The sequence below is a fragment of the Rhodococcus sp. WY5 genome, assembly GCF_018588185.1.
Lineage (GTDB): Bacteria > Actinomycetota > Actinomycetes > Mycobacteriales > Mycobacteriaceae > Rhodococcus_F > Rhodococcus_F qingshengii.
The window spans coordinates 5,489,536-5,511,187 of sequence record NZ_JAAMPR010000001.1; the positions used below are offsets into that span (position 1 = coordinate 5,489,536).

At 61.8% G+C, this 21,652-nt stretch carries 15 protein-coding genes; 2 read left to right on the forward strand and 13 right to left on the reverse strand.

Going from position 1 to position 21,652, the window contains the following annotated elements; genetic code table 11:
• Window positions 1–88 precede the first annotated feature (88 nt).
• Window positions 89–961: a glycosyltransferase family 2 protein gene (locus tag G4D79_RS25175; RefSeq protein ID WP_235171711.1), complete on the forward strand. Its 873-nt coding sequence runs from the start codon at window positions 89–91 to the stop codon at window positions 959–961.
• Between the two features lie 45 nt (window positions 962–1,006).
• Here G4D79_RS25175 and G4D79_RS25180 read toward each other — a convergent pair whose 3' ends face one another.
• The 3 genes from G4D79_RS25180 to G4D79_RS25190 form a co-directional block, all read right to left on the reverse strand.
• Window positions 1,007–2,371 carry a PQQ-binding-like beta-propeller repeat protein gene (locus G4D79_RS25180; RefSeq protein WP_214514510.1) on the reverse strand — a complete coding sequence of 455 codons (1,365 nt, stop codon included), beginning with the start codon at window positions 2,369–2,371 and terminating at the stop codon, window positions 1,007–1,009.
• Complete coding sequence (locus G4D79_RS25185) at window positions 2,368–3,813, reverse strand: hypothetical protein (RefSeq protein ID WP_214514511.1); 1,446 nt, start codon at window positions 3,811–3,813, stop codon at window positions 2,368–2,370. The genes G4D79_RS25180 and G4D79_RS25185 overlap by 4 nt, the downstream gene beginning before the upstream one ends.
• Before the next feature lie 183 nt (window positions 3,814–3,996).
• Window positions 3,997–6,243: an MMPL family transporter gene (locus G4D79_RS25190; RefSeq protein ID WP_214514642.1), complete on the reverse strand. Its 2,247-nt coding sequence runs from the start codon at window positions 6,241–6,243 to the stop codon at window positions 3,997–3,999.
• 224 nt (window positions 6,244–6,467) lie between these two features.
• On the opposite strand from G4D79_RS25190, the gene G4D79_RS25195 reads away from it, so the two are divergent.
• Window positions 6,468–7,916 (forward strand): hypothetical protein, encoded by a 1,449-nt coding sequence (locus tag G4D79_RS25195; RefSeq protein ID WP_214514512.1) that lies wholly within the window; start codon window positions 6,468–6,470, stop codon window positions 7,914–7,916.
• Window positions 7,917–7,971: 55 nt separating this feature from the next.
• On the opposite strand, the gene G4D79_RS25200 is transcribed toward G4D79_RS25195, so the two are convergent.
• The 10 genes from G4D79_RS25200 to eat all read right to left on the reverse strand — a co-directional run bounded on the left by G4D79_RS25200 (window position 7,972) and on the right by eat (window position 21,592).
• On the reverse strand, window positions 7,972–9,084 hold the full coding sequence (locus G4D79_RS25200; protein ID WP_003942086.1) for an NDMA-dependent alcohol dehydrogenase: 1,113 nt from the start codon (window positions 9,082–9,084) through the stop codon (window positions 7,972–7,974).
• 47 nt (window positions 9,085–9,131) lie between these two features.
• Complete coding sequence (locus tag G4D79_RS25205; RefSeq protein WP_019744236.1) at window positions 9,132–10,631, reverse strand: aldehyde dehydrogenase family protein; 1,500 nt, start codon at window positions 10,629–10,631, stop codon at window positions 9,132–9,134.
• 108 nt (window positions 10,632–10,739) lie between these two features.
• On the reverse strand, window positions 10,740–12,407 hold the full coding sequence (locus G4D79_RS25210) for a sigma-54-dependent Fis family transcriptional regulator (protein WP_058038111.1): 1,668 nt from the start codon (window positions 12,405–12,407) through the stop codon (window positions 10,740–10,742).
• A gap of 4 nt (window positions 12,408–12,411) precedes the next feature.
• Window positions 12,412–14,049, reverse strand: a complete 1,638-nt coding sequence (locus G4D79_RS25215; protein ID WP_003941942.1) for an AMP-binding protein — start codon at window positions 14,047–14,049, stop codon at window positions 12,412–12,414.
• A gap of 207 nt (window positions 14,050–14,256) precedes the next feature.
• Entirely contained in the window at window positions 14,257–15,534 is a 1,278-nt protein-coding gene (locus G4D79_RS25220) for an MFS transporter (protein ID WP_085998903.1), read from the reverse strand.
• A gap of 331 nt (window positions 15,535–15,865) precedes the next feature.
• Entirely contained in the window at window positions 15,866–16,405 is a 540-nt protein-coding gene (locus G4D79_RS25225; RefSeq protein ID WP_073512114.1) for a hypothetical protein, read from the reverse strand.
• Between the two features lie 142 nt (window positions 16,406–16,547).
• Window positions 16,548–17,846 (reverse strand): HAD-IB family phosphatase, encoded by a 1,299-nt coding sequence (locus G4D79_RS25230; RefSeq protein WP_214514513.1) that lies wholly within the window; start codon window positions 17,844–17,846, stop codon window positions 16,548–16,550.
• Between the two features lie 82 nt (window positions 17,847–17,928).
• A complete protein-coding gene (gene eutC / locus G4D79_RS25235) occupies window positions 17,929–18,702 on the reverse strand; it encodes an ethanolamine ammonia-lyase subunit EutC (protein WP_075832699.1) in 774 nt (257 codons plus the stop codon).
• A complete protein-coding gene (locus G4D79_RS25240; RefSeq protein ID WP_214514514.1) occupies window positions 18,699–20,123 on the reverse strand; it encodes an ethanolamine ammonia-lyase subunit EutB in 1,425 nt (474 codons plus the stop codon). The genes eutC and G4D79_RS25240 overlap by 4 nt, the downstream gene beginning before the upstream one ends.
• On the reverse strand, window positions 20,120–21,592 hold the full coding sequence (gene eat / locus G4D79_RS25245; RefSeq protein ID WP_003941913.1) for an ethanolamine permease: 1,473 nt from the start codon (window positions 21,590–21,592) through the stop codon (window positions 20,120–20,122). The genes G4D79_RS25240 and eat overlap by 4 nt, the downstream gene beginning before the upstream one ends.
• Window positions 21,593–21,652: the final 60 nt, after the last annotated feature.

Genomic DNA, 21,652 nt, shown 5'->3' on the forward strand with positions numbered 1-21,652 from the left:
AATTGTCCGAATGGTCACCTATTGCTATCGTAACCTTTGCGAAGGACTGGACCCGATTGCCCAGCAAAGGAATACAGTGACCGCATCCATGCAGGATATTGAACACTTGTCCACTAATCGACTTTCGGTGGTTGTTCCGGTATTCAACGAAGAGAACGCGGTTTCCGGCTGCATCGAGCGTCTACTGACCCAGTCGGAAATCGATGAGATTCTGATTGTCGACAACAACTCGACGGACGGTACTGCATCGATCATCCAGGAGTTCGCCGAGAAGTACGACAAAGTCAGATATGTCTTCGAGGCCCGCCAAGGCGTCGTACACGCCCGGAACGCGGGCTTCGACGCCTCGACCGGCAACATCATCGGTCGTATCGACGCGGACACACGGGTACAACCGGGATGGGCTGATGCGGTCAAGAGTTTCTTCCAACGCAGCACCGCTCATTCAGCGGTTGCCGGACTCACCTACCTCTTCGAATCGCCGTTTGCTCGAATCCACCGCTACGCACTGGACAGGCAGGTGAAACAGGGGAAGTTCGATTGCGAACGTCAAGTACTCGCTGTCGCCGGAGCGAACATGGCGATCAGAAAGAGCGCATGGCTGTCCGTCCGCGAGCAAGTCAGTGACCGGCCGGACATCCACGAGGATATCGACCTTTCACTGTGCCTTCGGGAGGAAGGGATGACGATCGGTCAGATCGCCGACATGCGAGCAGAAACGTCCGGTCGACGCGGTGAAACCCCTCCGTTGGAGTACCTGAAGTACAACCAAGCATCCGAATCGGTTCTGCACCTTCACAACATCATGAATTGGCGCCTCAAACTGACCATCTGGGGCGACTCGATGCTCCACGCGCTCGTGTGGCCCGTCTACCGCATCTACAACTTCGAGCAGGAGCGCCTGGAGTTCAGGCGCTTGTTCGGCATGTCGAAAGGTCGAATCATGCCAGTTCACCAGTAACCCATCGAATTTCGCTAATCACCGAAGGTTCGCAGCCACCGAATTTCACGACAGTTTCAACGCCGTGATGCGGTCTTCACTGGAACGCAACAGCACCTTCTCCCCCGCCCACAGCTCCCGCGGCATCGCCCAGGGGGTGAACTCGTCGTCCCCGTCCTGGTCCACCCGAACCTCCCAACTACGTTGGCCGGTACGGACATCCGTTCCGTAGACGTTTTCCTCGTCGATAACGACATCGCCGTGCCAGACAACCTCCCCGGCGCGCTCGGCGTTCGATCGCCACAGGACCTCACCGGTGAGCAGGTCCACGAACTGGACCTCGGGTTCGGAACCGGAACGGGTCACGGCAACCACGTTGCCGATCACCGCCAACGACTGTGCGGTGTCGAAGAGTTCACTGTTGGACCACAATTTCTCGCCGGAAGTCCGGTCGAAACCGCTGTGTCCCAGAATGATCGGAGTCGATCCTCCTGCGGGATCATCTCGGCTGTATCGCCCGCCGTAGTACGAGGACTCCGAGGGCAGTTCGTCTGTCCTGGCGAACTCGCGCCCGTTCTGATCGAGCGCGTACTCACTTGTCGGACGGCCATTGCCTTCGCAACCGCCATCCGACACCAATGTCACGCCGTCCGACGATGTGTGCGCGGTCGAACAGGTGGAGTAACCGTGTACCCACCGCTGTTCGCCGGTCTTCAGGTCGAATCCCAGAGACTCGTCGAGAGCGATCACACCCAGATCGCCGTGCACCGACATCACCGGATCGACGTATCCGGCTTCCCACGATCCACCGACGTCGAACGCTTTGGACCAGTTCGCTTCCGGATCGTCGACGGTTCCGCTGTGCACGCGAACGTCGTTGCTCTCGATATCACCCTCGAGCGCGAGGACCGTGTCACCCGAGACAACCGCGATGATCGGTGCCCACGGCGTCTTGATGTCTCGACGCTCTCCTGTCTCGCTATCGAAAAGTGAGTACGAACCACCGGATACGTACGGCCCGGAGAAACACAGCACCGAACTGCCGAGCAGAGTCTCGGAGCAACCACCGACGTCGACCGCCGACGTGCGCCAACGGACAGTGCCGTCGTCGGCATCGAGTGCGACCAATTCCGCGTCGTCCAACGAATATGCCTGGCGGTCCGGCATACCGATCATCGTGACCACGAGTGATCCGGCGTCGATGAATCCGCCCATGTCCATGTTGAATTCGGTTCCAACAAGTGGGCTCCGGAAGATCGCGAACTCGCGCCCGAGAATCTCGGAGGCCTCGACGCTCCATAGCGGCGACGAGATCGCTGTCGGTTCGGAACTCGTCGACGTGACCACCGTGGCGATGGCGGCAGTGACGGTGACTACGGCTGCGGCGGCCGCGATCCGAAGTCGCGATTTCGGGGAGAATCTGGTGGTCATCGAATCTCCAGGCCTTCGGTCGTCGCGAGAAACTCCAACTGCGCGAACGTCATCGGATCGTTCGGGATCGCAGCCGACGACGAAACCGAGACTTGGGTCCCATTCGGGCGGGTGACGACCACCGACCTGCTCGTTTCCTGCGTAGATTCTGCTTTCGAGCCGTCATTTGTCATGGGCACGGTCGTGTAATCCCGTTCGTCTCGCTCGATCACGGATCCATCCGTTCGCGTCACGACCTCCAAGGGGTGCCCGTCGTAGGAAGGGTCGTATTTGTTGGGCTCCGTAGGGAGTGGTTGTCCGCCGGTAATTGTCATGTTGAGGGTCGACTCGCTGTCTCCCGTCCGGGTGAGAAGTCTCTGACATGCAGTGGACTTGTCATTCTCCGCCACCGTCAGAGTGCCCGGTCCGGTATCAAGAATCGGAAAACCCGGAGGTACAGCGCGCCATCTGACTTCGAGTACCGCGTTGAGACGTTCGATCGTCGCGCGATCGAGTTCGGCCACGTCGCCAGAGTCTCGGGGGATCCCGTGGCACCCGGGCGAAAGCGGTGCCGTACCCGGCGGAGCAGGCGTCGTGATTCGCAGTTGCGGCAGGCTGACCAAGGACACCAGTTCGTCGATGGTCAGTGGAAGCGCGCCGCTTGCCTGAACCTCGGCGCCGACTCGGTCGGCAGTGTCATCGAGATAGGCGTGAACTCGTGTGCCATCGATGCCGTAAAGGAACGCCGAACGAGAGAGAGTGCGTTGTCCGTTGATTTCACTCCACGAGTCCTGCACGTCCACAACTGAACCATCCGCGAGTGAGCGACGTTCGACGAGAGAACCGGCAATGCACGGAGGAACCGGCGCCTTACTGCTGTTGACCGAGACCGACAGTCCACCACTGGCCTCGCCTCGAAGTATTGTCGCCGACGCATCAGTGGACGCCAGATCCTCGATCGTCCATCCCTCGGGCAACTCGTCCGAGGTCGACGGTGCCGAGATCGGACCGAACTGGAGTGATCGGCTCGGACTGGCGAACTTGATCTCGACGCCGTCCGGAATCGCATCGGCGACCGCATCCGACATCGATACAGCTTTGGCGCCGGAAAACCACGGAAAACGTGGGTCGTCGTACGCGTCGTCGCCACCTGTCGATGTGAAGATCGAGATTCCGTGTTCGTCGTCCGGCGCTTCGACGCTTTCACAACCCGGAATCGTGGTCGGGTACACCGCGCTCGGCGTGACGTACGAGAATTCAGGCACGTCTTCCGCCGGAATCTCGTCCGGCGTGGATGTCATGGTGATCGAAGATGACGCAGCTACCGAGATGTCATCGGACGGCGAACTGCTCCACCGATCCACCAGCCCGGCAACCACTGTCCCACCGGCGATCAGGGAGACGACCGTCAGCGCGAAGGTCCACTTCTCGGCCCGCTTCGAATCGGTTTGCTCCTTCGACACGTACCCTCGCAGTCACCGTCACGGCTCGCCCCCGATGCGCGTCGCCTCTGGAATTCCTGTCGCGATCACAGCAATTTCTGTTACCAACCGGATGGTTTCCTATCGCGCGGGCTCCGTATGAACACAGAAGAACGGGGTGCCAGTTGCTGTGCAACCGGCACCCCGTTCTGACTGCCTGAGTGCTTACACCCTCACAGGCACCTGATTCGGGTCTGGATCGGAATCCGGATCCTGCTCGATCGGAATCCGTCGAATCGCTTCACCCTCGATGTCGACGTTCGGCAGGATCTTGTCGAGCCACGCCGGCAACTTCCACGCTGAATCACCGAGAATCGACATGACCGCAGGTATCACGATCATGCGGATGATGAAGGCGTCGAAGAAGACTGCCGCCGCGAGGCCGAAGCCCATCATCTTGCTTGTCGTCTCCGAGGACAGCATGAATGCGCCGAACACGGAGATCATGATGATGGCCGCCGACGCGACCACGCGAGCACCATGGGTGTAGCCGGAGATGATGGCGTCCTTGGCCGACAATCCGTGCACGTATTCCTCGCGCATTCGCGTCACGAGGAACACTTGATAGTCCATCGCCAACCCGAAGACCACACCGATCATGAAGATCGGCAGGAACGAGATGATGGGTTGTGTGTGCTCGATCAGCCCGAAGTCGCCCTCCTGGAAGATGGCCACCGTGGCGCCGAAGGTCGCACAGACGGAAAACAGGAATCCGAGAGTTGCGGTCAGCGGCACCAGGATCGAGCGGAAGACGACCATCATGATGATGAACGCCAGCCCCACAACCACGATGAGATACGGGATGAGCGCGGAACTGAGCTTCGACGACATGTCGGCAACGATCGCGGTTTGCCCCGCTACACCGAGTTCTGCGCCTTCCGATTTCACCGTCGATCCGTAGTCCCGGATCTGATTCATCAGCTCGTGGGTTTCGGGGCCGCTCGGTGACATCTGCGGGGTGACCGCGATCAGCGCAGAGTTGGCGCCCGCCATCGGGTTTGCTGCGTCCGGTCCGTTTCCGACCCACATCAACTGATCCGGAGTTGCGACGTTGTCGAGGCCCTTGATGTGCGCGACAGTGCCTTCGGCAATCGCGGTGATGTCGGTGCCGCCAGGCGCGTCGAGCACGACGAACAATTCGCCATTGACGCCTTCACCGAACCCACGTTGCAGCAGGGCAAGTGCCGGCCGCTCTTCGTCCTGAGTGAACGAGAGTCCGAGTTCGAGCTTCGTCATCGGAATAGCCGCGATCACCAGAAGCACCAGCGCAGCACCCGCGATCGGCCACGGGTACTTGGTGACTATCTTGACCCAGCGATGTCCGTTGGATTCCATCGTCTCGGGCTCGTCACCGTGGCGCAGCCCGGGGATACGAGGCGAGAACGCGAATCGGCCGAAGATACCCAGAACCGCTGGGATCAATGTGATTGCGCCGAGCACAGCGATGATGACGGCAACCGCTGCCGAGATTCCCATCTGCGTGATCATCGGAACCCCGACCACCGCCAGGGCCGCCAGCGCAACCACCACTGTCAGGCCTGCGAATACGACAGACGAACCGGCAGTACCTACTGCGCGTCCGGCGGCGGCTTCCCTGGTTCCGCCCAGGTTGAGCTCACTGCGGTAGCGCGACACGATGAACAACGCGTAGTCGATCGAGACTGCGATGCCGATCATCGTGACGATTCCCGTGACGCCTTCGTTGATGTCGAAGAAGCCCGAGCCGAGGGTGACCGTCAGAGTGGCCAGCGCAATTCCCAGAATTGCAGTGAACAACGGGATGAACGCCGCGATGAGTGCACCGAACGCCACGATCATCACGATGAACGCCACCGCGAAGCCGAGCATCTCCGACAGACCGCCCGCGGCCTGCACCTGCATCATCGAGCCGGTTCCTTCGACTTGCAAGCCGCCGGTGCGGAACTTTGCCATCAAGTCGAGGAACGCCGTCTTGTTGGCCTGCGTCTGATCCTCGATGCGAATCGACTGATTGAGCTGGATCAGCCCGACCTTGCCGTTGTCGCCGAGAACGGCCGACGCCACCGCTGGATTGGCCTCCGCGAGAGTGACCGGATTGACGATCTTCTCGGGATCGACGATGTCCGGCAACGTCTTCGCCTGCGCGATCAACTGATCGATCTGATCGCTGTGCGCGGCAAGCCCGTCGTCTGCCGCGATGAGAATACTGGTCGACGCCTGAGTTTGCTGCTCCGCTGCCGCTGCAAAGTTCTCGTTCATCAACTCGGTCGCACGCTGTGAATCGGTGCCCGGAAGGTTGAATTCTTTGGAGAACGTCGGATTTGTGGCGCTGATTGCGCCCCCCACCACCGCGATCACGATAATCCACGCCGCCACCACAAGATACTTGTGGCGGAAAGCGAACTTCCCCAACCTGTAAAGATACGTAGCCAACGTAGGCCTCTCTCGCCGTGGACTGGTCTGTCCGAAGAACACGGAGTCTTTCGGTGCCAAGGTCATACGGTACGGACCGACCGGCTCGTTGGCACCTGGTATATCTGCGAAAACGGCATATCCGGCGCGCTCTCCGTCTCCTTTTCAGACCGCTCGGTACCGTGGACACGACACGGGCAGGCGCCTCACCAGAGCAGACGTCGCGTAGTACGAAAGGCAATCCCATGAATCACGGCCAGGCCGTCGATCGCGATCTCCTCCTTGCCGGCCAACAGCGACTCGACGCGCGGGGGCCACGATTGACGGGATCACCTTCACACCACGCGGTGGTGGAGGAAGTCGCGAACGAACTGACCGAACTGGGCCTCGAAGTCCGGCGTGATTCACACACTTTCGAACGCTGGGATCTACCGGCAACGTCTGACGGACTTCGCATCGAATTGCCCACGGGGCCGATCAAGGTTTCGTCCGCATTCCCCTACTCGGGATTGACCGGCCCTCAGGGAATCTCCGCTCCCCTGGTCCACGTCAGCGCGCGACGCCCCAAGTGGTCCTTGGCCAAGGGCGCGATCGCAGTGATCGAGGTCCCGCACATCGATCTTCCCCGCAAGCTACTGGTCAGCGAGTGGGGTCCGATCGCCACCGACGAGACACTTCGAAATCCGGTTCTCTCCGCGACTCTTCTAGGCCCGAAACTCGACAAGGCCCGCAAAGCCGGAGTGCTCGGCGTGATCGCGGTGTGGCGTGACATCGCTCCGGACAACGCGCTGGGACAATATCTTCCGTTCACGCAGCCGTACCACGACATCCCCGCCGTCTGGGTGGCCGGCGACGACGGCAGGAAGGTTGTCGCTGCAGCTCGTTCCGGCCAGCGGGCCACTCTGGTACTGGATGCGACTCTGCATCCGGACACCCGGACCGACACGGTGTGGGCGGTATCCCCGGGCACATCACCGGAAGAGACGATTCTGCTCATCACTCACAGCGACGGAACCAACGGCGTCGAGGAGAACGGGCATCTGGGAATGTTGGCCTTGGCGCGGCACGCCGTCGCGCAGCCGCATCGACGGTCGTACGTTTTTGTGCTGACGACCGGCCACCTTCGCATTCCAGCGGTGTCCAAGCACGGACAGGCAACGTCCACCTGGCTCGAAGCACACCCCGAGATGTGGAAGGGCGAAGACGGTCAGGCGCGCGCAGTAGCGGGGATCGCAATCGAACACCTCGGCGCACTGGGTGATACCGAAAACACCTCGACCGGCAGCTATTCGTTGGAGACCACTCCGGAACCGGAACTGCTCTACGCGACGAGTCGGGAAGTACACGACATCGTTGCACCGCTGTGGCGCGACATCGGGGCAGGCGATCGCCGAATCGTGGCGCCGGGACCGGTCATTCATTTCGGTGAGGGTGAACCATTGTTCGAGCGGAAGATACCGGCGGTCGCCTTGGTGACGGCGCCGCAGTACCTGCTCGCTCTGCGTGACGCCGACACAGTCACGCACGTCGATCTCGACGCGATGGTCAAACAGGTCGAAAGTTTCCGCGATCTGCTCGACGCCTTCGACGCAACCGACACCGCGGCTTTCGGTCCGGTGGTCTCGCGCTCGGTGTTCGCGAAGTTCTCGGCGCTACTTCAGTTGATGCAGATTTTGTCGAAAGCCAAGAAATAGTGCTGTGCGCCTTTATTAACCGCGGGCGGTTAATAAAGGCGCACAGCACTTGGGGTTACTTGTCGTGAATGATCACGCCACGGATGTTCTTGCCGTCACGTAGATCCTGGTAGCCCTTGTTGACGTCTTCGAGGCTGTAGGTGTTGGTGATCAGTTCGTCGAGCTTGAGCTGACCGGCATCGTAGAGACGCAGCAGTCGCACGATGTCGTACTGCGGATTCATGGACCCGAACAACGTGCCCTTGATCGTCTTCTGATTCAGCGTCAGGTCGGTACCCGACACGTGAACGGTCAGCTTCGCGGGGTCGGCGAGTCCCGTGATCACCACGGTGCCACCCTTGCCGATCACTGCCGTCGCTGCACTGACCACGTCCTCGTCGACGGTGCCGACAAGGATGAGCGCAGCGTCGGCACCCTGTCCCCACGTCAGCTCGTTGACCTTGGCAGCAGCGCTCTCGGCGTCTGCAAAGGCATGGGTTGCACCGAACTTCAGTGCGGTCTCACGCTTGAGAGCAACCGGATCGACCACAACGACGTACTTGCAGCCGGCCGAAACGGCGCCCTGGACGGCGTTGATGCCGAGACCACCGATGCCGTAGATCACCGCGGTGTCACCGGCGCGGAGGTTGCCTGCGTTGACGGCCGTTCCCCAACCCGACGGCACGCCGCAGCCGACGACCACTGCCGTCTCCAATGGAAGCCAGTCGTCGATCTTGACTACCGAGTGCTGAGAAATGGTGGCGCGCTCGGAGAACGTTCCCAACATGCACATTCCGCCGAAATCCATTCCGTTGCCGTGGAAACGGAAGGAACCGTCGGGCATCGAGCCTTCGAGGATGGTGGCACCCATGTCGCAGAGGTTCTGGCGACCGGTCGAGCAGTAGCGGCAGGTGCCGCAGTTGGGGATGAAGCTACACACGACATGGTCGCCCGGCTTGACCTTCGTGACGCCTGGGCCGACCTCTTCGATGATGCCCGAGCCTTCGTGTCCGCCGACGATCGGGTAACGCGGCGGGAGATCACCGTCGGTCAGGTGCAGATCCGAATGGCACAGTCCGGCAGCGGTGTACTTGATCAGTACCTCACCCACACCCGGGCCGTCGAGGTCGAGTTCCATGATCTCGAAAGGCTTTCCGGGCTCGAGCAGTACAGCAGCTTTGGTCTTCACTGGTGATCTCCTTGATTGTCGGACGAGAGAATGAGCGATGGGGTCGGTCAGAGAGCGATGTTGACGGCCTTGGTCTGGGTGTAGAGATCGATAGCCGAAGCGCCGAGCTCGCGGCCCCAGCCGGACTGCTTGTATCCACCGAAGGGCATTGCAGTGTCGAAGCCGTTGTACTGGTTGATCCACACCGAGCCGGCCTTCAAGCGCTTCGCCGTGCGGTGAGCCTTGGAAATGTCCCGGGTCCAGATGCCGGCGGCCAAGCCGTAGATGGAATCGTTTGCGGCAGTGATCGGTCCGTCGTCCGCGTTGAACGGCAGCGCCGCCACGACGGGTCCGAAGATCTCCTCCTGAACGATGGAGAATTCGGGCTTGACGTCAACGAAGACGGTCGGCTCGACGAAGTAGCCCTGATCGCCCCAGCGGTTGCCGCCCGTCAGTGCACGTGCGCCGTCGGCGATTCCCTCACGCAGGTAGCCGGTCACCTTGTCGAACTGCTCCTGCGAGACCAGCGGTCCGAGCTGGGTGGTGGGATCGAGGCCGGGTCCGATCTTGACCTGGCTCGCTGCATGCGCGACGGCCTCGGTGAACTTCTCGAAGATGGTGTCCTCGACGTACAGACGAGTACCCGCAACGCAGCACTGTCCGTGGTTGAACAGCCACGCGTTGAGCGAACCCTCCACCGCGGAATCGAAATCGGCGTCGGCGAACACGATATTGGGGCTCTTGCCACCGAGCTCGAGCGTAACCTTCTTCAGATTGCCCTTGGCGGCGTCGACGATCTTCTTACCCACCTCGGTGGAACCGGTGAACGCAACCTTGTCCACGTCGTCGTGGCCGGACAGAGCAGCACCTGCATCGCCGAAGCCGGGAACGATGTTGACGACGCCGGGCGGGAAGCCTGCTTCTTCGAAGACCTCCGCGAGAAGCAGTGCGGTGAGCGGGGTCTGCTCAGCGGGCTTGAGGATCACCGTGTTGCCGGCGGCGAGCGCGGGGGCGAGCTTCCACGACGACATCAGCAGCGGGAAGTTCCACGGCACGATCAGTCCACAGACGCCGATCGCCTCACGCAGGGTGTAGGCGTGGAACTCGCCGCCCGGAGAGAAGGGCATCGACACGTTGACGGTGCTGCCTTCGATCTTGGTGGCCCAACCCGCGTAGTAGCGGAAAACGTCTGCGGCCCAAGCCACGTCGACGGCGGTGGCGATGGCAACGGACTTGCCGTTGTCGAGAGCTTCGAGCTGACCGAATTCCTCGGCACGAGCACTGAGAATGTCGCCGACGCGCCAGATCATCCGCTCGCGCTCGTTTGCCTTCATACGTGACCAGGGGCCGTCCTCGAAAGCCGTTCGAGCGGCACGTACCGCGCGGTCGATGTCTTCGGCCTGACCGTGTGCCACGTCTGCGAGCTTCTGTCCGTCAGCCGGGTTGTACGTCGCGAAGGTCTGACCCGAAGCGGCGTCGACGAATTCGCCGCCGATGTAGAGCTTCTTCGGTCCGTTCAGGAAACCCTGTACCGCGGAACTGATGGTGTGTTCGGCTACTGCCGTCATCGGAAACTCCCCTGAAGTAGTGAGGTGCGAATGTGATGCACGCCATACTTCCGCGCTTCCGGGGGTGCTAACTGTCCGAACTTTGTACAACTGAAGTCGGACAGCAAACTACACAGTGATGTCGAGCGCCCGCATCCGTGTGTAGAGAGTGCTTCGGCTGATTCCGAGTTGCGCCGACGCGTGAACCTTGTTGCCGCCGCAGTCTTTCAACGCTCCGATGATCGCCTGGCGCTCGGCTTTCTCCCGCCCTGCCAACCGCGACACCTTGGTCGTGGTGCGATAGTCCTCGGGCAGATCAGCGACGTCGATGCGATTGCTCGAGCGTTCATCCGAGGCGCGATTCAACACGACGCGCAATTCGGCCAGGTTGCCCGGCCAGTTGGCCGCCGCGAGTGCTTCGGCAGCGCTGGCGGTCAATCTCAGTTCTGGTGAGATCCCCTCCAACATGACTTGTGCCAACTCGGCGATCTCAGCCTGTCGCTCGCGCAGTGGGGTGATGACAACCCGGGAGGCGCATCGTGAGAGCAGCGCGGCGATGGTCGGCGGAAGATCAACTGCCGCTCCGCTGGTCAGTACGATTTTCGGCCCCTCGGCGCTGGCGTCGATCAGGTCTGCGACCAGCGGCAACACCGAGTCAGGAAGGAGTTGTACCTGTTCGATCACGACCACGCCCGAACGCTTACGGGATGCTCGCACGAGATCGGTGACCCACTGCTCACGGCCGTCGAACGCGATTCGCGTGGCATCGAGCCAACTCGCATCGACACTGCCGACTACGTCCGATGCTGCCGAGGTTCGGCCGGATCCCGCTTCACCCGAGATCGCCACGGCGGCAGAGGTTGCCCGCGCCCGCATCAGGTCGCGCCGCAGTCGTTCGCCGGGAGACGGTGCCCGCTCGTGCGTTCTGCGGATCGGTGCCCGTTCCCGTTGGAGTGGTTCGACCAGGAAGAGCGCACCACCGTCAGCCCCGGAAATCCGGTCGGCTTGAACTCGCGCCAGCGCGCCGGACGCCAATTCGACTGTCACCAATCGTGATTGGTCCGGATTCAGGTCGGCAATCAAGGAACGGAGCGATACATGGTCTGCGGTGTCGAGCAGATCCAAAGCGGTTCGGTTGCTCAGCAGGATGTCGTCGCCGATGGCCGCGACGGCAATGTGGCGCTGATGTGAAACTCGCTGGAATGCGTCGACCAGCCGCTGCTCCGATGCTTTCGAGCCTTCGAGCAGCCGTTTCTCGATGTCCGCTGCAGCACGCGCAAGGAAGGGCGCGAACAGTGGGTTGGCCTGCGAGACAACGCCGGTCATGTCGAGAATGCCCTCGACACGACGTGTGACGGGATGCAGGATCGGCTGTCCGTAGCAGCTCAAACCCTTGAGACTGTCGAGGAAATGCTCGTCACCGTGGATCACCACGCTTCGTCCGACCTCGAGGGGCGTACCAAGCGCGTTGGTGCCGGCGTGCTCTTCACCGAAGCGTGAACCGTTGACGACACCCAACCGCTCGATCGTTCGCTCGACGCGACTGTCGGAGTACACCGAAGCGACCACGCGGCATTCGCGATCAGCAAGCAGCACGCAGAAACCGGTGCCCGCGATCTGTTGCGAAACTTCGTCGAGCACGGGTGCGGCGGCCCGGAGCAGACGAGACTCACCGTCCTGCTCCTCGGTGTCCACGGCGATGGCCGACGACGGGTCGAGGCCACTGAGTCGAGAACGCTTCCAGGAGAGCGCGATCTCGGGGCGTACCGGCTCACGCTCCCCTGGGTTCGCGGACATACTCTCAGGCCTGACCGATCAATTCGATCGCCTGTTCTCGCATCGCGATCTTGCGGACCTTGCCCGTGACTGTCATCGGGAACTCGTCGACGACATGGACGTACCGCGGAATCTTGTAGTGCGCGAGCTTGCCGGTGCAGAACGCGCGGACCGAATCGGCGTCGAGATCGTCTGCACCTTCGCGCATCTGGACCCACACCATCAATTCCTCGCCGTACTTTGCGTCGGGTACGCCGATGACCTGCGCATCGAGAATGTCGGGGTGGGTGTAGAGAAACTCCTCGATCTCACGCGGATAGACGTTCTCGCCACCGCGGATGACCATGTCCTTGATGCGTCCCGTGATGGCGACGTATCCGGCCTCGTCCATTACTCCGATGTCTCCGGTGTGCATCCACCGGGCAGCGTCGATCGCCTCGGCGGTCTTCTCCGGGTTCTCCCAGTATCCGAGCATGACCGAGTAACCACGCGTGCACAGTTCACCCGGCTCGCCACGGGGCACCGTCAATCCGGTTGCCGGATCGACGATCTTGATCTCGAGATGCGGCCCTACCCGTCCGACCGTTTCGGTGCGCTGCTCGATCGAATCGTCCGAGCGGGTCTGCAACGACACCGGCGAGGTCTCCGTCATGCCGTAGCAGATGGACACCTCCGACATGCCCATGCGATCGATGACCTGCTTCATCACCTCGACCGGGCAGGGCGAGCCCGCCATGATGCCGGTGCGAAGGGACGACAGATCGAAGCTGTCGAAGTCCGGCAACGCCAACTCCGCGATGAACATCGTCGGAACGCCGTAGAGGGACGTGCACTTTTCGGCCTGAACGGCTTCGAGCGAAGCACGCGGATCGAAAGCCGGACCCGGAATGACCATGGCAGCACCATGACTGGTGCACGCAAGGTTGCCCATCACCATGCCGAAGCAGTGGTAGAACGGCACCGGGATGCACACCCGATCGACCTCGCTGTAGTGGCACAACTCGCCGACGAAATAGCCGTTGTTGAGGATGTTGTGGTGACTGAGCGTCGCGCCCTTCGGGAAACCGGTAGTACCCGAGGTGTATTGGATGTTGATCGCGTCGTCGGCCGACAACGCGGCCTGGGCTGCGGCGAGCGGAGCCGGATCGCTTGCCTGCGCCGCCAAGCCGTCTGCAAGCACCGCGTCCCACTCGGGTGAACCGAGCAGGAGCACCGACGTCAGATCCGGGCACTGCGGCCGCACCGTCTCGATCATCGACGCGTAGTCCGAGGTCTTGAAGCTGGCCGCAGACACCAGCGTCGAGATCCCGGCCTGCTCGAGTACGTACTGCAACTCGTGCGAGCGGTACGCCGGATTGATGTTGACCAGGATCGCGCCGATCTTTGCCGTCGCGTATTGCGTGAACGTCCATTCCGGACAGTTGGGAGCCCAGATTCCTACCCGATCGCCCTTCCCCACACCACGGGAAAGTAGTCCGGCAGCGAGCCCGTTCACCTGCTCGGCGAACTCCCGGTACGTCCATCGTCGACCGCTGGCGTGGTCGATCAACGCATCGCGGTCGCCGTGTGCGGCAACCGTGCGATCGAGGTTGTCTCCGATGGTGTCGCCCAGCATCGGACCGTCCCATACTCCGGACGTATAGCTGGGCAGCGGCGTACTCATGTGTTCTGTCCTCTCCGGTTACCTGTTCAGGCACCTATGAGAGGGGCCGCCGCAGCGGACCCTCTCATCTACGAATTTACTCGATTCGGTGTGATGCACGACATACTTCCCGGTGCGGGGTGGCCGTAACTGTTCAGAGTCCGGACACCCCACCCGACTGCTGTGCGCCTTTATTAACCGCCGGCGGTTAATAAAGGCGCACAGTGGTTACAGCGCGTGGTCCTTGGTCTCGACGAGTGCCCAGGTGCAGATCAGGCTCAACACACCCAGGATCGCCAGCATGACTCCGATGGCCATACTCCCGTAGGCCGAGGCCAGCGGTGCGGCGATCAGCGGCGGCACTGCCCCACCGAGCACTCCGGCGAGGTTGTAGCCGAGGCCGGCACCGGTGTAGCGGTAGCGGGTCTGGAACATTTCCGGAAGCAGCGCACCGCAGGGGCCGTAGGCGATTCCGAAGATCATGAGTGTGCCGAACATTCCGATGATGAACGCGATCGGCGATCCCGTGTCGAGGAGCGGGAACAGCACCAGCGCCCAGACGACGGCCAGACCACACGAGATCATGATGACCTTGCGGCGCCCGATGCGGTCCGAGTACAGAGCGGAAACGACGATCGCCGCACCGAAGACAACCGCGGAAGCGATACCGACCGACAGGACGAACGGACGGGAGAAGCCGAGGGTCTTTGTTCCGTAGCTCGTCAGGAAAGCCGTGCCCATGTAGAAAAACGCGAACAGGCAAGCCAGGGCGCCTGCCGAGAGCAGGATCTCCTTGGTCTGGAACCGCCAAGCATCCAGGAACGGGAGGGTGCGTGGTGCTTCGTTCTTCTGCTCAGCGACGCGCTCTGCCTGCTCCGCCTTGAAGACGGGAGTCTCCTCGATAGCGAGTCGCATGTAGAGGCCGATGCCGACCAACACGATGGAGAACAGGAACGGGATACGCCAGCCGTAGTCGAGGAAAGCCTGGTTGGTGTCGCCGAGAACTGCGCCGGTGATGAGGAAGGTACTGCTCGAGAGAACGAAGGCGATTGCAGGGCCGAGCTGCGGGAACATCGCATACAGACCACGTTTGCCCGGTGGAGCGTATTCCGCCGTGAGCAAGGTTGCGCCTGCCCACTCACCACCGACCGCGAAACCTTGGCCGAATCGCAAGAGCACCAAGATGATCGGGGCCGCGACACCGATGGTTGCAGCACCCGGCAGCAAGCCGATCAGGAGCGTCGAGATACCCATGAGCAGGAGCGTCGAGATCAGCGTCTTCTTGCGACCGATGCGATCACCGAAGTGTCCGAACAACATTGCGCCGACGGGCCGGGCAATGAATGCGACTGCGAAAGTCGCAAACGATGCGACAGTTCCCGCAGTGGCACCGAGCGCGGGGAAGAACACCGTCGGAAAGACAAGTGCCGCAGCGGTTCCGTAGATGAAGAAGTCGTAGAACTCGATAGTCGTGCCGATACAACTCGCGATTGCGACGCGCCGCACACTGGTGGTGTTCTGCGGGGGCTGCGTCGCACCTGCGGCACTCGCACCCCCGGCGCCGGCGGCACTGGTGCCGCCTGTGGGAGAGACTGTGGTCACTCGATTCCTCCGTGGTCCCGTGGTGTCGCCCTGTGGGCATCACCGTCGATAGAAGGAAAGGTAGTGATGTGGCTCACCCCCACACTACCCCCGAAAGGGGGTACGAGTGATCTCGGTCACCACTTGTATGCAATGGTCACGAGTTTCACGACCCTCGACATGCCGCAGGCCGTCCGATTCGTTCACACGAATCGGACGGCCCTCGAGAAACTGCGTCACGGTGCAACGCTACGGATCAAGCCTTACCGGCAGCCCCGAACAGTTCCTGACGGATCTCGCCCCACACCGTGGCGTAGGAGTCGATGATCGGTTCGGAAATCCACTTGGACTCCCCCGCTTGCACTTTCACGAGAGCATCCGAGAAGAGATCCTGGTAACGAGACAACCGCGGAACGAATGCCGACAGATCGTCGAACAGGTTTGCAGCCCGGCGATCCAACTCTGCAAGGGAATCCGCATCTGCGTCGTCGATGAGCGCGGCGAACTCCTCGTCCAAGGGAAGGAACGCCTCGTACACCTCACCGATGGAGTCCTCGTCGATCGAGACGCGCTCGGCGTCCAACTGATCTTCGAGTTCTGCCAAACCTTTCTCGGTCAGGCTGATGGCGTTTTCCGCTTCGACCGCTTTGCCCTGCGCGACAAGTGCGTCGTACGCAGCTTGACCGGAAGCCGAGCTGACGCCCAGGTGCTCGGCCAGGACGACCGCTCCGACCCGCTCCTTGAGACGTACTGCCTGGAGCAGTGCCAACTCGTCCACATTGCCAGCGAAGGCCATCGATTTCTCCTACTCACGTGCCGCCTCTGCGGCTCCAGCATCACAGCGGACACCCGTGGGTTTCCGCAGCCCGACAAAGGGCTCGACAGAATCAGATCACACCCCGATCGATCGTTGTGAAGTCACCGCGACAAGTCGACCGTCACGCGACGGAATCGACCTGATCGGGGATCACGCTGCCGTCCGCACGAGTCACGGCGCCTTTCTCCCCGGCCGCGTCGGTGTAAGCATCGGTCGAGCAGCGATAGGGAGCATCCGCCTGTGCCTTCGGTTCGATGAACATGGGGTTGACCAGCCATTTCCCGTCACTGTTGTCGTAGGCATTGCACATCAGTTCGGGATTGTTGCGGTTGATCACCAGGCGCGCACCGGTCGCATCTCCGAGGAACGTCACGTCGGTGACAGAATCACCGGCAGCAAATACCTGACGTCGATCGGCGGCCAACTGCTCGAACGCCGTAGGCCCTTGAACCCCGTAGACAACCTCGTTGACCTGGCACCGCTTGCCGTCGATGTACGGAATGACAGAGTCGTCGCCGTCCGCAACGCCACCACACCCACGCAGGCGCCCGGTGAGAACCCCGCCCTCGACGATGGGCCGAACTCCCATCACGTGATCGGCGTCCAATCCCAGCTGTTCCGCCCAGACTCGAACGACCGGTTCGGCCGAGGCGGAGATGATCCGCACGTCGAATCCATGAGCGCCGAGGGATTTCACCAAATCTTCGATTTGCGCGTAGTACCGCACCGAGCCGTCGACTTCCGTCGTACCGACGGTCTGATCGGATCCTTCTGCAGCAGCGAGATTCTCGGCACGGGCTGCGCGAGCGTACTCGGTGATCTCGTCCTCGGTGTGCCCTGCCATCAACTGCACGGCCCACGCGTATGCGGCTTTTGTCCGGCGGTGATCGTAACCGTCGAATGCGGCCTGCCCGTCGCGAGTCTTCTCTTCGAGTACCGCAACGATCTCGTCCGCGCAGTCCAAGTCGGTGCTGGTTGCCAACGGTTGCCCCGGCGCGGTCTCGGAGCCGCACGCGGCGGAAAGTGCGGCAGCGCCGGCTGGCGTCATGAAGCGGCTGGTGGTTGCCCAGTCCCCTCCGGCAGGCTGTAACACCTTGTTGTTCTTGATCATCCAGAATGCGGTGGCGCTTCCGATGTCGTTCTTGACAACTGTGTTGTCCCAGTCGAAGAGCGCCAACGGAGCTCCGTCATCGACATCACCTGCAGCTCCACACGTTCCGAACTCCGTCATCATGGCATCCAACGTCACACGGTTGTCGCCGTACCACGCCAGACTGGGATCCAACGCAGAACAGGATGAACCCCTTTGCGCCACATCTTCTTTCGGGGCACTCTCGGCCGAACTACATGCAGTTGCACTCAACAGGACACTACCTACCGCCAACGCACACAGGGCGCGGGCATGCAGCGAACGGAACATCGATTCCCTCGTTTTCGTCGTGATTCGGGTACGACGGCATACCCGAGTGTCGATCGACCCGGGTATGCCGTGCAGTTGTCAATTAATCGAGCGTCAGCACTTCTCCCGACGCAACGGCGTCGGCGCGAGAGGTGTCCTTGAGGTCGACGCCGGAGCGGCCCAACTGGCGCGCTCCCGCCACCAATCCCAGGACGACACGAGCAGCCTGCTCGTATCCGAGTCCCTCGGGTGGGTGGACATTGGAAATGCAGTTTCGATCCGCGTCGGTACGACCGACGCGCGGAAGGTGAGTCAGATAAATCCCGACGCTGTCCGCAACGGAGAGCCCTGGACGTTCGCCGATCAGGACGATCGCCGTCTGCACTCCCATCGCGGCAGCGATGTGATCACCCAGTGCCACACGGGCATTCGTGGCGATCACGGGCGGCGCAATCGAGTACCGCTCCCCCAACACCGTGACCAACGCAGACAGTAATTGCTCGCCGTGGTCCATCAGTGCTCGCGGCGAGAGTCCGTCGGCGAGGATGAACCCGATTTCCTTGTCGGAACTCGCGATCGCACCCAGGTCAGCCGGTTGGCGCCCCAGGTCGGGTCTCCGGAGATACTCACTGCGGGTGGAGACGCTGCTCGCGACCACCACCGGCGCCCCGATGCCCACCCCTTCGACCCGACTGGCAAGCGTCTCGGAGTCGAGTGGCTCGTGGACCGCGTCGCGGGCTGCGGCGTGAGCTGCCTTGAATTCGAGAACCCGCTTGGTGGGCAACGAATCTCCGGCACGCCCCAGCCCGATACGCGATTGTGTGGTCTTGCGCAGTGGACCCCAGAAATCGAGGATCGGTGCCTGATCTTCGGTCATGAGTTCACCGTCAAAGCCCGCAACGGCGACATTTCGGCATCGATCGGAAGAACCCGACCGTTTGCGTCGGTCATCCCCAAGTTGTGGAGCCAGGTCTCGAACTCCGGGGCGGGCTGCAAACCGAGAACCTTACGCACATACAGCGCGTCGTGGAACGCCAGACTTTGATAGCCGAGCATCACGTCGTCGGCGCCGGGCACCGCGATCACGAACGCCGCGCCGGCGACGCCCAGCAAGGTGAGCAGGTTGTCCATGTCGTCTTGATCGGCTTCGGCGTGGTTGGTGTAGCAGACGTCCACTCCCATCGGCAGCCCGAGGAGTTTTCCGCAGAAGTGATCCTCCAAGCCCGCGCGAATGATCTGCTTGCCGTCGTAGAGATACTCGGGACCGATGAAGCCGACCACGGTGTTGACCAGCAGCGGTTCGAGATCACGTGCCACTGCGTATGCCCTGGTCTCGAGTGTCTGCTGATCGACCGGGGCTCCGCCGGTGCCGTAGTGGGCACCTGAGCTGAGGGCGGACCCCTGCCCCGTCTCCAGGTACATGACGTTGTTGCCGACCGTTCCGCGGTTCAAGGAGCGCCCGGCCTCGTTGCCCTCACGCAGGAGCGGAATGTTCACTCCGAAACCGGAATTGGCGCCTTCGGTACCGGCAATCGATTGGAAGACAAGATCGACCGGCACCCCCGATTCGATCAGTCCGATCGTGGTGGTCACGTGCGAGAGCACGCACGACTGAGTCGGGATCTCGAATCGCTGACGGATGTCGTCGAGCAGGTGGAGCAGATCCGAGGTGGCCTGGGGTGAGTCCGTCGCCGGGTTGATACCGATGACGGCGTCGCCACATCCCATCAGGAGACCGTCCAATGTGGCCGCCGCGATGCCGCGTGGATCGTCTGTCGGGTGGTTTGGCTGGAGTCGGGTGCTCAGCCGGCCGGGCAGTCCGATGGTCGTACGGAACCCCGCGGTCACGGTGATGGCCTTCCCGACGGCGATCAGGTCCTGATTGCGCATGATCTTGCTGACCGCCGCAACCATCTCGGGGGTGAGCCCGGGACTTACGGCGGACAACCGTGCGGAAGCTTCCGGCGCCGACGCGGTCTCGAGCAACCAGTCTCGTAGTCCGCCAACAGTCAGGTGGGCCACCGGCGCAAAGGCCAGGCGATCGTGGCTGTCGATGATGAGCCTGGTTACCTCGTCGTCCTCGTACGGAACCACCAGATCTTCGAGGAACACCGTCAACGGAAGATCAGCCAGAACCCATTGAGCAGCAGCACGTTCGGCGTCGGAGCTTGCCGCGCAACCGGCTAGTTCGTCACCCGACCGCAGTGGTGTCGCTTTTGCCATCAGATCGACGAGACCGTCGAACGAGTAGTTGGTTCCGGATACCTGCTGGTGATACTTGGCCATCCCGCGACTCATCCCAATTCTTCTTCCGCCTGTGCAAGTACAGCAAACTCCTCGTCCGGCGAGTTGGCAACAAGGTGGTGACGACTGTAGAGACCGAAGTACGCCATCAGAACTCCGAAGGCGACCAACGTCAGCAATGCCGCAACGGGATCGACCAGGAAGGTGGCCACCACCGACACTGCCGCGATCACGAGCGCAAACGAGGTGGTGGCGATACCGCCGGGCGTGCGGTACGGGCGCGGCATGTTCGGCTCACGCTTACGAAGAACGATGTGACTCACCATCATCAGGACGTAGCTTACTGCCGCGCCGAACACCGCCATGTTGAGCAACATTGCACCTTCACCGGTGAGTGAGAGCGCGAAGCCGATGATTCCGGGTACGACGAGCGCGAGAGTGGGGGCCTTGCGCTTGTTGGTCACCGACAGGTTCTTCGGCAGATAGCCGGCGCGGGAGAGCGCAAACGTCTGGCGTGAGTAGGCGTACATGATCGAGAAGAAGCTCGCGACCAGACCGGCAAGTCCGATGTAGTTGACGGCCTTTGCCGCTCCGCTGTCCCCCAGAGCCTCGACGAGCGGATTTCCGGAGGTGGACAGGGCGTCTGCGCCGAGCGCACCGGTGGCGAGGAAGAGAACCGTTGCGCCTGTGACGATCAGGATCAACATGCTGATGATGATGCCGCGGGGGACGTTCTTCTCCGGCTCACGTGCTTCCTCGGCGGCCAGCGGTACACCTTCGACCGCAAGGAAGAACCAGATCGCGAAGGGCACGGCGGCCCAGATTCCGAGCAGACCGAATGGCAGGAACGACGACGATCCGACTGCGCTGGTGTCGACGGCGATATCGGTGAGGTTGGACGAATCGAAAAGGCCGACAGCCGAAACCGCGAACACGACCAGGCCGACGAGTGCAATGGCGGTGATGATGAACATCGCCTTGAGTGCCTCACCGGCGCCGGTGAGGTGAATGCCGATGAAGATCGCGTACACCGCGAGGTACACCCACCAGCCGTCGGTGATCCCGAACAGGTTCAGGGACTCGACGTACGCACCGATGAAGGTCGCGATCGCTGCGGGTGCTATCGAGTACTCGATGAGAATTGCTGTGCCGGTGGCAAATCCGCCCCAGGGCCCCATGGCCCGTCTGGCAAACGTGTATCCACCACCAGCGGCAGGAAGTGCCGACGACATCTCGGCCATACCGAGCACCATCGCCAGGTACATACCCGCGATGACAACCGCCGCGATGAGAAGGCCACCGAAACCACCTTCAGCCAGACCGTTGTTCCAGCCGGCGTAGTCACCGGAAATCACATAGCTGACACCCAACCCCGCAAGCAGCACCCACCCTGCTGTTCCCTTTCGGAGTGTTCGTTTCTCCAGATACGAATTGTCTTCCGCATGGAAGTCTGCGCCGTCGTGGTGTGCACCCGCGGCACCGGCGTTTTTGCCGGTTGCGTGGTCGGAAAGAGACATGTCCATCCTCTGAATCGGTCAAGAATGAGACGACGCACGGTGGATGCGTCGCGTGAAATGAACGGT

Excerpts from the sequence above, each read along its gene's own strand:
- eat (WP_003941913.1), bottom strand. The coding sequence starts at position 21,592 with ATGGACATGTCTCTTTCCGACCACGCAACCGGCAAAAACGCCGGTGCC.
- G4D79_RS25205 (WP_019744236.1), bottom strand. The coding sequence starts at position 10,631 with ATGACGGCAGTAGCCGAACACACCATCAGTTCCGCGGTACAGGGTTTC.
- G4D79_RS25225 (WP_073512114.1), bottom strand. The coding sequence starts at position 16,405 with ATGGCCTTCGCTGGCAATGTGGACGAGTTGGCACTGCTCCAGGCAGTA.
- eutC (WP_075832699.1), bottom strand. The coding sequence starts at position 18,702 with ATGACCGAAGATCAGGCACCGATCCTCGATTTCTGGGGTCCACTGCGC.
- G4D79_RS25240 (WP_214514514.1), bottom strand. The coding sequence starts at position 20,123 with ATGAGTCGCGGGATGGCCAAGTATCACCAGCAGGTATCCGGAACCAAC.
- G4D79_RS25175 (WP_235171711.1), top strand. The coding sequence starts at position 89 with ATGCAGGATATTGAACACTTGTCCACTAATCGACTTTCGGTGGTTGTT.
- G4D79_RS25195 (WP_214514512.1), top strand. The coding sequence starts at position 6,468 with ATGAATCACGGCCAGGCCGTCGATCGCGATCTCCTCCTTGCCGGCCAA.
- G4D79_RS25230 (WP_214514513.1), bottom strand. The coding sequence starts at position 17,846 with ATGTTCCGTTCGCTGCATGCCCGCGCCCTGTGTGCGTTGGCGGTAGGT.
- G4D79_RS25215 (WP_003941942.1), bottom strand. The coding sequence starts at position 14,049 with ATGAGTACGCCGCTGCCCAGCTATACGTCCGGAGTATGGGACGGTCCG.
- G4D79_RS25180 (WP_214514510.1), bottom strand. The coding sequence starts at position 2,371 with ATGACCACCAGATTCTCCCCGAAATCGCGACTTCGGATCGCGGCCGCC.
- G4D79_RS25210 (WP_058038111.1), bottom strand. The coding sequence starts at position 12,407 with ATGTCCGCGAACCCAGGGGAGCGTGAGCCGGTACGCCCCGAGATCGCG.